Genomic DNA, 12595 nt, shown 5'->3' on the forward strand with positions numbered 1-12595 from the left:
CAGGGTTTGAGTTGGATAGGGGATAGCTTCAATTACCAAAAGACCCGCCATCACCAGGCCTGTCGGGTAGGTGAAATGATCAGGTCGTTGACGGTGACGTTGGCCGGCTGATTCAGCGCGTAGATGACGGCGCGGCTGATGTCTTCTGGCGCGATGGCAATTTCGTTCAGCGCTTGTGCGGCTTTGCGGCCGGCGGGGTCGGTGACTTTGTCTGCCCAGCCGGTGTTGATGACGCCCGGGCTGACGGTGTTGACGCGGATGCCGTGGTGCACGCCCAGTTCCTTGCGCATGGATTCGGTCATGGCCTGCACGAAGAACTTGGTCGCGCTGTAGACGCCGGCGCCGGGACCAACCTGGTGGCCTGCCACCGAATCCATATTGAGGATCTGCCCGGATTTCTGTTCGAGCATGAAGGGCAGGGTGGCGGCGATGGTGTTCAGGTAGCCCTTGATGTTGACGTCGATCATGGCGTTCCAGTCCTGGGTCACGAGATCGACCCAGTGGGAGAACAACATCAGACCGGCGTTGTTGACGAGGATGTCGACGGCGCCGTAGGTGTCTTTGGCGAACTGCGCCAGTGCGCGGGTCTGTTCAGCGTCGGTCACGTCGGTGACAAAGCTGGACGCCTCAAAGCCCGCCGTGCGGAGTTCGCTGACAAGGGTTGCGAGGCCTTTCTCATCCAGCGCAGCGGCAACGACGTTCACTCCTTGAGCCGCCAATGCCTTGGCGGTTGCAGCACCGATCCCTGATGACGCGCCCGTGACGATGGCGGTTTTTTTGTCCAGATAATTCATCTTCATGTTTCCTCAAATTCAAGGCGTGCGGGCAGCGTCGGCTTTCCTGGGAAAGCCTTGCCGTTCAGCCGTTAGTGAATGCGGTGTCTGAAAGCGGTGCGGTTTACCAGCGCTGTCTAGTAAGTGCCCAGCGGCCAGTCGGTGTAGCCCTTGGCACCGCCGCCGTAATAGCTTTCGCGCAGGGCGATGGTGAGTTCGGCACCGTGGCGCAGACGCGCGACCAGGTCCGGGTTGGAGATGAACAGGCGGCCGAACGCGACGGCGTCGATCTTGCCCTGGGCGCGGCGCTCGACGGCCATGTCCAGGTCGTAGTTGTTGTTGCCTATGAACGGGCCGTTGAACTGCGCACTCAGCGCATCCATGTCGACGCCTGCCGGCACTTCACGGGAGGTGGCGGTCGCGCCTTCGACAAAGTGCAGATACGCCAGGTTGAAGCGGTTCAACTGCTGAATCAGGTAACCGTGCAACGCCATGACGTTGCTGTCCGGCGGCGTGTTGCCTGCATCCGGCGTGACCGGCGACAAGCGAATCCCGACGCGGTCGTTGCCCCAGATATCAACGATCGCCTGGGTGACTTCCAGCGTCAATCGCGCGCGGTTTTCGATGGAGCCGCCGTATCTGTCGGTGCGCTGATTGGTGGAGTCGCGCAGGAACTGGTCGAGCAGGTAGCTGTTCGCCGAGTGGACTTCGACACCGTCGAATTCTGCGCGCTTGGCGTTCTCGGCCGCGTGCTTGTACTGCTCGATGATGCCGGGGATTTCGTCGGTTTCCAGCGCGCGGGGCATCGACACCGGCACGAAGCCGTCGACCGTGTAGGTGCTGCCTTCGGCCTGAATGGCGGACGGCGCGACCGGGGCTTCGCCGTTGGGCTGCAGGTCGACGCTGGAGAACCGGCCCACGTGCCAGAGCTGGCTTACGATCTTGCCGCCAGCCGCGTGCACGGCGTCGGTGACTGTGCGCCAGCCGGCGACCTGCGCTTCGCTCCAGATCCCGGGCGTCGCTGCATAGCCGCGTCCCTGGGCCGAGATGTTGGTGGCTTCGGCCACGATCATCCCGGCGGTGGCGCGCTGGGCGTAGTAGGTGGCGTGCAGTTCACCGGGCACGCCGTCTTCTTCATAGCGGCTGCGGGTGACGGGGGCCATGACGATGCGGTTGGCCATTTCGATGGCGCCCATCTGCACGGGGGAAAACAAATCGGTGCTGTTACTGGTATCGCTCATTGAGAACTCCTCGCATATTTGACCGGTCGTCTACCAATCTTTGAAAAAAAAACTCCTGCTACCGGAGCAGGCGTTGGGTCAGGCTCATGGCCGTGTCGAAGGACGTGGTGGACTTGTTGACTTTCACCAGAAGGGAAGCGCCCAGCCACAGCTGATACAGGGTTTCGGCGAAGGCTTCGCTGCCTTCTTCGATGTGCAGGCTGCCGTCTGCCACGGCCATGTCGACACAGGCGGTGATGCGCTTGATGATCTTCGCCGTGCCGGCCTCCAGCACCCTGCGCATGTCCTCGGACAGGTCGCAGACTTCCGGGCCCAGCTTGACCACCAGGCATTTGCCTTCCGGGTGATCGGTGCCCTGGGTTTCGATCCAGTAGTCGAAGTAGGCCAGCAGCTTTTCGACACCGCTGCCCGAGCGCGTCATGACGGTGTCGACGCGGCCCAGGTACTCGGAGAAGTACTCATCGAGCAACGCGGCGCCGAACTCTTCCTTCGATTTGAAGTAATAGTAAAACGAGCCCTTGGGCACGCCCGCCGCGCTCACCACTTCTGCCAGGCCCACGGCGGTGTAGCCCTTGTGGGTCATCAGCGACTTGGCGACGTCGATGATGTGTTGGCGCATTTCCAGGTTGGGTTTCTTCATAATGCGCAGCACCTTAAAACAAAACTGACCGGTCGTCTACAAAGTGACAAGTGCCCGCGATGAACGGCACTCATGTCAGGCGCATGCCCATCTCAAAGGCCCGCGTCTCGAACCCGAGCTCCTCATACAGCCGCCGCGCATGGGTATTGAAGCCCCACACCGACAGGCGAATGTCCCGCGCGCCGCGCTCCTGCGCCCACCCTTGCACTCGCTCAATCAGCCCACGGCCCAAGCCTTTACCCCAGAAAACCTCGGCCACGCACACCGAACCGATCCGCGCGAATGCCATCGGCTGCAGCAATGGCCCGCCCGCTGAAAACATCCCTGCGCTGACAAAACCCGCCGCTCGATCCCCGACAAACGCCAGGAAAATAACCTGCTCCGGATTGTTCAGAAACCCGCTCCAGTGAGGGGTATCGCGCAGGTAATCCCGGGTTTCAGCCGCATAAATATCAGGACGTTCTGCATGGTGAATGGCGTTGAGTAGCTGCCCCAGTTCGCAGATCGTTGCCACATCTTCGGTCGTGGCTTCTCGGTAGCTGATCACTTGGTCCATCGTGTCTTCATCCTTGTTTGATCGTCACGGGAGATGGGCTCTTGTACCCGTCGCCCATCAACTCCACAACCCAGTCGATGAACACCCGCAGCTTGAGGCTGATATGCCGGTTGGGCGGGAAGGCCACGTACATCGGCATCGATTCCAGCTGCCAGCCTTCGTACAACGCGATCAGCTCACCGCTCTTCACCGAAGGCTGAGCCATGTACTGCGGCAGCCAGAGGGCGCCCATGCCGGCGAGGCCTGCCGCGAGATAGGCGTTGCCGTCGTCCACCGTGAGCAGGTAGCGGCTTTGCACCTGAACCCGTTCGCCGTCCCGTTGCAGCACCATCGGGAACAGCTGCCCGGTGCGCGCCCAGCGGAAACCGACGATGCGGTGCTGAAGTGCTTCGAGGTCACGGGGATGAGTCGGCGTGCCCGCGCGCTGCAGATAAGCAGGCGACGCGTAGACGCCCAGCTGCAAGTCGGTGATGTGCCGGGCCATCAGCGATTGGTCAGTGAGCTCGCCGCCGCGCACCACGCAGTCGACGTTCTCGCCGATGAGGTCGATCATCCGGTCGCTCACGCCCAGGTCGATCTGGATGTCGGGGTAGCGGGCATTGAAGTCCGGCAGCGCCGGGATGAGCACCATGCGCGCGAACGGACTGGGCACGTCCACACGCAACCGCCCTCGTGGCGCAGCGGAGGCGCTGGACAGCCCGGTTTCGGCGTCGTCCAGATCCGCCAGCACGCGCAGCGCACGTTCGTAGAACACCGCGCCGTCGGCCGTGACATTGACCTTGCGCGTGGTGCGGTTGAGCAGCTTGACCCGCAACCGCGCTTCGAGCTGCTGCACCAGTTGCGTCACTGTGGTCTTGCTCATGTGCAAGGTACCGGCGGCCTTGGTGAAGCTGCCGGTTTCCACGACTCGGACGAACGCCTGCATCGCGTCGAAACGGTCCATCGAGTCACCTGATTGTTTGGGGAATGCAAACAGTCTTTATCAAGGCTGCTGGTTTATCCAGCGAATCCTCCGCCCTACAGTCTGCCCATCGAAACCACGGAGCATCCCGCTCCGCTGAAGGAGAAAACCCATGACTGTCCGTGACGTTGTATTCCCGCCCGGCCGCCACGCTTTGTATGAGCGCAATCGCTACTCGCCGGCGATCAAATCCGCCGGCTTGCTGTTTGTCTCGGGGCAGGTCGGCAGCCGTGAAGATGGCTCGCCCGAACCCGATCTGCGCGCCCAGGTCCGCCTGGCATTCACCAATCTCAATACCATTCTCAACGCCGCCGGCTGCACCTTCGATGACGTGATTGACGTCACGGTGTTCATGGTCGATCCGCAGTCGACCCTCGAAAAAGCCTGGGAAGTGGTGCCGGAGTTCTGGGGCGAAGCGCCGCATCCGACCATCACGGCCGTCGGTGTGACCTGGCTGTATGGCTTCGATTTCGAGATCAAGGTCATCGCCAAGCTGCCTTAGTACCCGATGCTCAATCCGCCGGCCACGCCTCAACGCAGTTGAAATCCGCATCACAGCCCGACAGACTCACGCCCCGTTTCGGCAGGTCGTGCCGGGGCGCAGCGAGAAGGGGCGGCAAGGTTGAACGAACACACATTGTCCAGGCGTCTGGAGCGCGTGGCGGCGCTGGTGCCTGCCGGCGCGCGACTGGCCGACATCGGCTCCGATCACGCCTACTTGCCGGTGGCGTTGATGCGCCGTGGCCTCATTACCATGGCCGTGGCAGGGGAGGTGGCAACGACGCCGTTCAGCGCCGCACAACGTACGGTGCGCGAGAACGGTTTCGAGCAGCACATCCATGTGCGTCTGGCCGATGGCCTTGCTGCGATTGAGGTGGAAGACGGTATCGACACGATCAGCCTCTGCGGCATGGGCGGCGAGACGATTCGCGACATCTTTGAGGCGGGCGATGGGCGGCTCAGCGGAAGGGAGCTATTGATTCTGCAACCCAACGGCGGCGAGCCTGAACTGCGCCAGTGGTTGATGGATAACGCGTATCGCATCGTCCATGAGGACGTACTGCTGGAGAACCGCTTCGACTACGAAATCATCGTCGCCGAACGCAGCGGGCCAGTGGTGTACAGCCCTGAAGCGCTGTACTTCGGCCCACTGTTGATGCTCGAACGCAGCCCGGCGTTCCTCGACAAATGGCAGCGGCGGCTGCGTAACAAGCAACGCACCCTGGCCGGCTTGCAGCGGGCGCGGCAGGGCGTCTCGGAACACACGCTGCACGACACCGCACAGCAAGTTCGCTGGATCACCGAATTGCTCGGCTGAACGTGCGCGGTCTCAGCCCCCTCGGTTTCAAAGTCCCGGACGTAAGGCCCGGGCCCTGAATCCTTGTCTTAAAGCTCCTTCTTCATGTGCTTTTCGATCTGCTCCAGAGACTTGCCCTTGGTTTCCGGCAGGCACAGGAACACGAAGATCAGCGAACCGATGTTGATCGCCGCAAACACGAAGAAGGTCGGGTTGCCCAGGGTGTCCACCGCGATCGGGAAGAGGAACGCGACGGTCGCGTTGAACAGCCACTGCATCGACACCGCCGTGCCGGTCAGCAGGCCCCGCACCTGCATCGGGAACAGCTCGGACATGAGCAGCCAGTACACCGGCGAGATGCACATCTGCATGAACAGCAGGAACACCAGAATGCACGCCAGCGCGGCATAGCTCTGGGTCAGATTCTGCGGCATGAACATCAGTACGCAGCCCAACGCCGCCTGCATCATGATCACGATAACCAGGCCGGTCATCAGCAAGTGCCGACGCCCGTAACGGCCGATGGCCCAGATCCCCAGCAGCGTGGCGATCACCGACACGATGCCGTTGCCGATGGTTGCGGTCAGCGCAGCGTTGGTGCCCATGCCGGTGTGTTTGAGGATGATCGGCGTGTAGTACATGAACGCGTTGACGCCGGTGAACTGCGCGGTAAAGCCCAGCCCGACACCGATCAGCAACAACTTCAACACCCACGGCTGACGCAGCAGATCGCGAGCGGCGACGCGCTTGTGGGCTTCTTTCTCCTGGGCTTTCATTTCCTCGACTTCGCGCTTGGCGGCGTCTTTGGTGTCACGCAGTTGTTCGAGCACGTCTTGCGCTTCATCGAAGCGGCCTTTTGAGGCCAGCCAGCGCGGCGAGGGCGGCACGAAGAACGTACCGATCAGCAGCAAAACGCCCGGGACCATGGCGATGGCCAGCATGTAGCGCCAGATGCCGGGGGTGTGCAGTAACGCGGCGAGCACGGCGCTGAGCACGTAGGCCAGCAGCTGGCCGCTGACGATCATCAGCTCGTTGCGGCTGACCAGTCGGGCGCGGCGTGACGGCCCGGCGATCTCGGCGATGAACACCGGCACCGTGGCCGAGCCACCGCCAACGGCGATGCCCAGCAGAAAACGCGCGGCGACCATGAACGGCACCGAGGGCGCCGTGGCCGTGCCGAGTGCACCGACGATGAACAACAGCGACAGAATGCGCAGGGTCACGCGTCGGCCAAAACGGTCGGAGAGGTAGCCGCTGGCCAGTGAGCCAAAGGCGGCGCCGACGATCAGCGATGCGGTGATCAGCCCTTCGCTGACCGGGTTCAGGCCAAGACCGCCCTGATCGAGCGGCAAGGTCATGAAGGGCAGGGCGCCCGCGATGATGCCCGTGTCGTAACCGAATGCGAGTGCGCCCATGGTGGCGACAAGGACCGAGATGAAAATCAGGCGACGCGGCGAAGTACGCTGCTCGTCTGGTTGGCCTATGGCGGCGGATGGGGTGCTGGAAGACATGGAAACCTAAACCTCTCGTGGAACTGGCGTTATGCCGGTTCGCTGACGTCGTGGTTAGGGGCATGCGGGCTCTGTGAGTTCCGTGGGAGGGCGAAAAAAACTGACTGGTCGGTCGAGGGGCGATGTGCCCGGCCAGAGCCCCGGATTCTCGGGGCCACCGGCACGGACAGGGTGACAGTTGCAGTCCGGGCCGGACTCAGCATCCATCCACGGCGCAGCCGGTGGCTTGGGTGTTGCTACGGTGCGCCCCCATCGCGAGCATTTCGCCCACTTTCTGCGCGAAGCTGTCCATCCCGAACGGCTTGAGCAACACCGCCATGCCGGTCGCCAGTTGATCGCCACCCACGGCCGAGTTTTCCGCGTAACCGGTGACGAACAATACGTCGAGGGAAGGCAGCAGGGCGCGCGCGGCGTCGGCGACCTGTCGGCCATTCATGCCGCCGGGCAGGCCGACGTCGGTCACCAGCAGATCGATCGAGGGCATCGACTGCAGCATTTGCAAGCCCGACGGCCCGTCCATGGCTTCGCTGACCTGATAGCCGCGTTCGCGCAGGGTGTCGCACATCAGCATGCGCACGTGGGGTTCGTCGTCGATCACCAGCACGGTTTCGCCGCTCGCGCCGGGCTGCAAGGGGCAGCGGGTCGGTGCCTGCTCCCCCTCACCCAGGTAGCGTGGCAAGTAGAGCGTAACTGTCGTGCCCGCGCCGAGGGTGGAGCGCACCTGAACCGTGCCACCGGACTGGTGAACGAAACCGTGGATCATCGACAGTCCCAGGCCTGTGCCCTGACCGATGGGTTTGGTGGTAAAGAACGGGTCGAAGATCCGGTCGAGGATCTCCGGGGCAATGCCCGTGCCGGTGTCGCTCACGCTGATTTCAACGAAGTCGCCGGCGGGCAGCGAGATCGTGACGCCTGCAGCGCTGTCAGCGGAGACGTTGCGGCTGTGCAGCGTGAGTTCGCCGCCGTTCGGCATGGCGTCGCGGGCGTTGAGGGTCAGATTGACCAGCGCGCTTTCCAGCTGCGCGGCGTCGATCTTGCTCAGCCACAGGTCGCCGCTGGCCATCGTTCGCAGGCTGATGGACGGGCCGCTGGTGGACGAAATGAGCTGACCCATTCCCGCGATGAGCCGGTTGACGTCGGTGGGCTTGGGGTCGAGGGTTTGACGACGGGAGAACGCCAAAAGCCGCTGGGTGAGGGTGGCCGCGCGATTGGCCGAGTCCTGGGCCGCGCCGACGTACCTGTCCAGCCCGTCGACCCGGCCGTTGGCGATGCGGCGGTCAATCATTTCCAGGCTGCCGATAATGCCGGCGAGCAAGTTGTTGAAGTCGTGGGCGATGCCGCCGGTGAGTTGCCCTACGGCTTCCATTTTGTGCGCCTGGCGCAGGGCCGAATGGACTGCGGACAATTCCTGGGAGCGGGCGAGCACGCGTTGCTCAAGGGTTTCGTTGGCGCTCTGGACCTGTTGAAACAGGGTGGCGTTATCGATGGCGATTGCCGCCTGAGCGGCCAGGGCCGAGATCAGATTTTCATCGCGCGGGGTGAACTGGCCGGGCTCGGGGTGGCCATAGAACAGCCCGCCCAACACTTCGCCGGAGCGCGACACCACCGACACGGCCAGATAACTGCGCATCGGCACATGGCCTGCCGGCAAACCGAAATGCGGGGAAATCCGCCCATAACGCGGGTCCATCAGTATGTCGTCGGAGCGCATCGCGCCCGCCGTAAGGAACGCGGGCGCGAACACCGGACTGGCACGTGGGCCCGGCAGCCCGGCCAGTTCCGGCGACTGGACGCCAGACAGCGTGAAGAGGTCAAAATGATCGCCGGCGGCGTTGTGAAAATACCCGCCGATCTCGGCGCCGGTCATCTCGCGGCCGGCATCGGTCACCGTCTGTACAAGGCGCTTGAGGTCCAGCTCGAGGGCGAGCTCGGCATTGACCCGGTTGAGCGTTTCCAGCGTGCGGGTTTCCTCGCGCAACGCCGCTTCACTGGCCTCCAGCGCGGTACGGGCAATATGCGCCTGGGTGACGTCGTGGCCTTCACAGAAAATGCCGGTGACCTGGCCTGCCTCATCGAGCAGCGGCTCATAGATGAAGTCCAGATAACGTACGTCCCGCGGTGCGTCGGGGTGACTGAGCCGGATCGGCGTGCCCTGATGCACCAGGCGCTCGCCGGTGGTGTAGACCGCATTCAGCCACTCGTAAAACCCTTGGCCGTCCAGCTCCGGGAACGCCTGGTAAATGGTTTTGCCAATGTAATCACGCTCGCCGAACAGCCGGGTGTAGGACTGGTTGACGAACTCGAAGCGGTGCTCCGGGCCGTTGAGGATGGTGATGAAACCGGGCGCCTGCTCGAACATCTTGCGTTGGCGGACCAGTTCCTGCGCCTTGCGCCGCTCGGCGAAGACCCGCTCGGTGACTTCGTGGCCCTGATTGAGGATCCCTGCAATTCGCCCGTTTTCGCCACGGATCGGCGTGAAGCTATAGTTCCACCACGTCTCATGCAGGCGCCCGCCACGCTCCATCATCAACAGTTGGTCGAACGCGGAAAAGCCTTCAGCATCCCTGACCGCCGCTTCGAGTTGCGGCCCGACGACGTCCCAGATCGCGGACCAGACTTCCCGCCCCGGGCGTCCCAGTACCGCCGGGTGCCGGTCTGCCGGAATCGGCGCCCAGGCGTCGTTGTACAGAAGGAGGAAATCCTCGCCCCAGTAGATGGCGGTCGGGAAGCTGGAGTGCAGGCAGATGCTGATGGCCGAGCGCAACGACTGCGGCCAGCCCGCCGGATCGCCCAGTGACGTCGACGCCCAATCGAAGTCCCGGATCAGCTGTCCCATTTCGCCGCCACCAAGGAGAAAGTCCTGGGGGCCAATTTGTACGTTGTCCGACATCATGGGCGACTTCTCGACGCTGTCATTCGAAAAAGGATGGACTTGGGACGATAAAATGGATTTCTGCGACTGGATGTACGGCAGAGAGTACGCAGCCAGCGCTGCCGCGTCGGCAGCAGATGGCACGTTCGTCACTGGGACCGCTTGAGCTCAACGCAAGTATAGCCCTGAGCCATCATCTTGGTCGGCGGTCGCCAGTGTGACAGTAATGCGGGGGGCTGTGTGGCCTATCGAGCGACGGCCGCGAATGCGGAAGGGGTTGCTTCGGTAGAGGGTGCAAGTTGCCGCCAGCCATAAAAGGCGAGGGCGGTGAGCAGCGCGCTGATCCACACAATGACGCCAGCCCAGAAGGTATGCGACATGAAATGCCAGCCCTGCAGGACGCGCGTCGTACCGTAAATGGCACCCAGGACCATCGAAGCGTAGAGGATCGCCCTCGCATGGCGCCATTGGTAACGGCGCGCGACGAAGTACAGGGCGACCATGGTGAAGCCGCCCGACGCGTGTCCGCCCGGCCAGCAGCGACCGGGGCCGGCTTCATGGAACAGGCGGAAATTCTCGAACCATTCCTTTTTCTCCATGGCCCCGCCGTACAGCGTGGTTTCGACCGGGCAATAGATGCTGGTGTGGCTTTTGAAGAAATGGATCATGCCGGTGATGACGGCGAACGACACGACGATGAACAGGAAGTCCCGGCGGTGGCGAGCGGTGAAACGCAGCAGCGGGGCGATACGCAACCTCTCAAGCGCAGTCAGTAGCCGGTCGTCCCGTCCCGGTTTTAATAGCGGCCAGATGAACGACAGGATCGACCCGATGATGGCCGCTTCACCCGTGAGGTCGGGAATGATCCGCGGCCAACGGTGGGTCAGGTTTTCGAACAGGCGATTATGGCCAAACGGGAATTCGTGGTTGGGGTAATACAGCCAGTTGCTGATGACCTCGTCCAGGGAGGTGAGGTCGAAGACCACGAATATCGCCAGGGCGATGGCGATCGGCAAACCCAGGTTCCACGCGTAAAACTTTGATCGTTCGTTTGGCACGCTTACTGTCCCGATGAGTGTGGTTCATAAACTTCCCCGGGGTATTGCCCGGCGCTGACTGAACTTACGCGCTGGCAGGTCAATCGGCAGTGAAGACAATGTGAAAACTGCATTCATTGCATACAGCTTTTTCGGGACTTTCAATCATGAGATGGCGCGGTGTGTGTCATGCGTTTAACCGCATACTTTTTATCCGCGTTTCCTGGCCGCTTGTGGACAATCCACGACGTTTAATAATCACTGTTTTTTTCACGTGCCGTTAACCAAACAGTCATGCATCGCTGTTTACGCTTGTTGCCATTCAATGACGCAGACTTCCATCTGCCGATGGACTGAACAGTCGGAGCAACACTATGCGCGAACACGTCAATGTCCCGCCCGTACACAGGGCGGGTAATTTATTCAAAAACGCCAAAAAATACCGTGTTCTATTAACCGCTGGTGCGATTGTCGTGTCGCTGCTGTTGTTGACGGGTTACACCTACTGGCCGCGTTCGCCCATTGCTCTCGCCAGCGGTGAGAACATGAACAGAGCGGGGCTTTATGACAGCTGGAAGAAAGGCGAGGTGGTGGTGCTGGTCCGCCATGGCGAGCGCTGCGACCGTTCAGACAATGAGTGTCTTGGCCCGAAGGACGGCATCACCCGCAATGGCAGCCAGGTGTCGGCAGAAGTGGGGCGTTCGCTCAGTCAGTTGGGGTTGGCGCAGACCGATATCCTCACCAGCCCGTCCACACGCACGGCGCAGACCGCCGCGGCCCTGTTTGGCCATCCCGTCGCGTCTCAGGACTGGTTGTTTGATTGCGAGAAGATGAACCTGGGTCAAGTCATGGCGCACAAGGCAGACGACCGTAATCTGGTGGTGGTGACCCACAGCGGTTGTATCGGCCAGATAGAAAGCCAGCAGGGGTATCCCCACGCCGAAATAAGCGAATACGACAGTGCGGTGTTTATATCGCTGGATAAGCGCAGTCGGCCTGTTATCCGAGGCGTGCTTAATCCCGAGGACTGGAAGCAGTTGGCGATAAAGGGTAGTAATTAAGCCGAGGTGTGCGGCTATTTACAAAGTTGATAGCCGACGCCGTACACCGTATGAACCAGCGGATACGCAAAACCGTCATCGACCACTTTTCTGATTTGATGCACGCGAGTGCCGAGGCCGGTGCTCTTGTGAGTGCCTTGTTCGCCCCAGAGCATTTTGGCGATCTCTTCCTTGCTGACAATCGCCGGACTTCTTAGCATCAGCAGCGCCAGGATGTCGATGTTGGTCGGGTTGAGTTTGAGGTGTGTGTCCGCGCGGAATGCCCGGTATTTCCCGGTATCCAGCACCAGATCTTCAACAACCAGCATATTAGTGATTCCACCCTCGCGACAGTGGCGGGATAGTAGGGCCGCGATTGTCAAAAATTGGTTTGGGGGGTGTGAAGAACTCGTGGGTTTCGCGCCGGACTCAATAGTGTGACCGGCGCCGGACCCAATTGTGGGACTGGCACTGGACCCTTGTGGGACCGGCTTTAGCCGGGAAGGCGTCAGGCGTCACACTGCAAATTTTGGGGTGTCCAAACCGGCCTCTTCCCGGCTGAAGCCGCTCCTACCAAGAGCATCGCGTGCATCCAATGGGACTGGCACTGGACCCTTGTGGGACCGGCTTTAGCCGGGAAGGCGTCAGGCGTCACACTGCAAATTTT

At 61.8% G+C, this 12595-nt stretch carries 12 protein-coding genes; 3 read left to right on the plus strand and 9 right to left on the minus strand.

What is annotated here, in order from left to right; genetic code table 11:
* Positions 1 to 50: 50 nt before the first annotated feature.
* From ACYAR8_RS17700 to ACYAR8_RS17720, 5 genes are all read right to left on the minus strand, one after another.
* Positions 51 to 794: an SDR family oxidoreductase gene (locus ACYAR8_RS17700; protein WP_463580560.1), complete on the minus strand. Its 744-nt coding sequence runs from the start codon at positions 792 to 794 to the stop codon at positions 51 to 53.
* A gap of 116 nt (positions 795 to 910) precedes the next feature.
* Positions 911 to 2014, minus strand: coding sequence for an alkene reductase (locus tag ACYAR8_RS17705; RefSeq protein ID WP_463580561.1), 1104 nt, complete (start codon positions 2012 to 2014; stop codon positions 911 to 913).
* 58 nt (positions 2015 to 2072) lie between these two features.
* The gene (locus ACYAR8_RS17710) at positions 2073 to 2654 is read right to left on the minus strand and encodes a TetR/AcrR family transcriptional regulator (protein WP_108119464.1); all 582 of its coding nucleotides are present in this window, start codon (positions 2652 to 2654) and stop codon (positions 2073 to 2075) included.
* A 70-nt stretch (positions 2655 to 2724) separates the two neighbouring features.
* On the minus strand, positions 2725 to 3210 hold the full coding sequence (locus ACYAR8_RS17715; RefSeq protein WP_463580562.1) for a GNAT family N-acetyltransferase: 486 nt from the start codon (positions 3208 to 3210) through the stop codon (positions 2725 to 2727).
* 7 nt (positions 3211 to 3217) lie between these two features.
* On the minus strand, positions 3218 to 4153 hold the full coding sequence (locus ACYAR8_RS17720; RefSeq protein WP_463580563.1) for a LysR family transcriptional regulator: 936 nt from the start codon (positions 4151 to 4153) through the stop codon (positions 3218 to 3220).
* A 130-nt stretch (positions 4154 to 4283) separates the two neighbouring features.
* On the opposite strand from ACYAR8_RS17720, the gene ACYAR8_RS17725 reads away from it, so the two are divergent.
* Positions 4284 to 4673, plus strand: coding sequence for a RidA family protein (locus ACYAR8_RS17725; RefSeq protein ID WP_074889619.1), 390 nt, complete (start codon positions 4284 to 4286; stop codon positions 4671 to 4673).
* Positions 4674 to 4793: 120 nt separating this feature from the next.
* Positions 4794 to 5489, plus strand: coding sequence for a tRNA (adenine(22)-N(1))-methyltransferase (locus tag ACYAR8_RS17730; protein ID WP_074889616.1), 696 nt, complete (start codon positions 4794 to 4796; stop codon positions 5487 to 5489).
* Positions 5490 to 5557: 68 nt separating this feature from the next.
* On the opposite strand, the gene ACYAR8_RS17735 is transcribed toward ACYAR8_RS17730, so the two are convergent.
* From ACYAR8_RS17735 to ACYAR8_RS17745, 3 genes are all read right to left on the minus strand, one after another.
* Positions 5558 to 6979, minus strand: a complete 1422-nt coding sequence (locus tag ACYAR8_RS17735; protein ID WP_074889612.1) for a sugar porter family MFS transporter — start codon at positions 6977 to 6979, stop codon at positions 5558 to 5560.
* Positions 6980 to 7175: 196 nt separating this feature from the next.
* The gene (locus ACYAR8_RS17740) at positions 7176 to 9815 is read right to left on the minus strand and encodes an ATP-binding protein (RefSeq protein ID WP_463580564.1); all 2640 of its coding nucleotides are present in this window, start codon (positions 9813 to 9815) and stop codon (positions 7176 to 7178) included.
* 281 nt (positions 9816 to 10096) lie between these two features.
* Entirely contained in the window at positions 10097 to 10909 is an 813-nt protein-coding gene (locus ACYAR8_RS17745) for a phosphatase PAP2 family protein (RefSeq protein ID WP_463580565.1), read from the minus strand.
* Positions 10910 to 11262: 353 nt separating this feature from the next.
* Between ACYAR8_RS17745 and pmrG the strand changes: the two genes are divergently transcribed.
* Positions 11263 to 11949, plus strand: coding sequence for a lipopolysaccharide core heptose(II)-phosphate phosphatase PmrG (gene pmrG, locus ACYAR8_RS17750; RefSeq protein ID WP_463580566.1), 687 nt, complete (start codon positions 11263 to 11265; stop codon positions 11947 to 11949).
* A 14-nt stretch (positions 11950 to 11963) separates the two neighbouring features.
* On the opposite strand, the gene ACYAR8_RS17755 is transcribed toward pmrG, so the two are convergent.
* Positions 11964 to 12257: a winged helix-turn-helix domain-containing protein gene (locus ACYAR8_RS17755; RefSeq protein ID WP_463580567.1), complete on the minus strand. Its 294-nt coding sequence runs from the start codon at positions 12255 to 12257 to the stop codon at positions 11964 to 11966.
* Positions 12258 to 12595 lie beyond the last annotated feature (338 nt).

This window comes from Pseudomonas sp. HP_01 (genome assembly GCF_055284355.1).

Excerpts from the sequence above, each read along its gene's own strand:
- ACYAR8_RS17755 (WP_463580567.1), bottom strand. The coding sequence starts at position 12,257 with ATGCTGGTTGTTGAAGATCTGGTGCTGGATACCGGGAAATACCGGGCA.
- ACYAR8_RS17710 (WP_108119464.1), bottom strand. The coding sequence starts at position 2,654 with ATGAAGAAACCCAACCTGGAAATGCGCCAACACATCATCGACGTCGCC.
- ACYAR8_RS17735 (WP_074889612.1), bottom strand. The coding sequence starts at position 6,979 with ATGTCTTCCAGCACCCCATCCGCCGCCATAGGCCAACCAGACGAGCAG.
- ACYAR8_RS17705 (WP_463580561.1), bottom strand. The coding sequence starts at position 2,014 with ATGAGCGATACCAGTAACAGCACCGATTTGTTTTCCCCCGTGCAGATG.
- ACYAR8_RS17725 (WP_074889619.1), top strand. The coding sequence starts at position 4,284 with ATGACTGTCCGTGACGTTGTATTCCCGCCCGGCCGCCACGCTTTGTAT.
- ACYAR8_RS17700 (WP_463580560.1), bottom strand. The coding sequence starts at position 794 with ATGAATTATCTGGACAAAAAAACCGCCATCGTCACGGGCGCGTCATCA.
- ACYAR8_RS17740 (WP_463580564.1), bottom strand. The coding sequence starts at position 9,815 with ATGGGACAGCTGATCCGGGACTTCGATTGGGCGTCGACGTCACTGGGC.
- ACYAR8_RS17720 (WP_463580563.1), bottom strand. The coding sequence starts at position 4,153 with ATGGACCGTTTCGACGCGATGCAGGCGTTCGTCCGAGTCGTGGAAACC.
- pmrG (WP_463580566.1), top strand. The coding sequence starts at position 11,263 with ATGCGCGAACACGTCAATGTCCCGCCCGTACACAGGGCGGGTAATTTA.
- ACYAR8_RS17715 (WP_463580562.1), bottom strand. The coding sequence starts at position 3,210 with ATGGACCAAGTGATCAGCTACCGAGAAGCCACGACCGAAGATGTGGCA.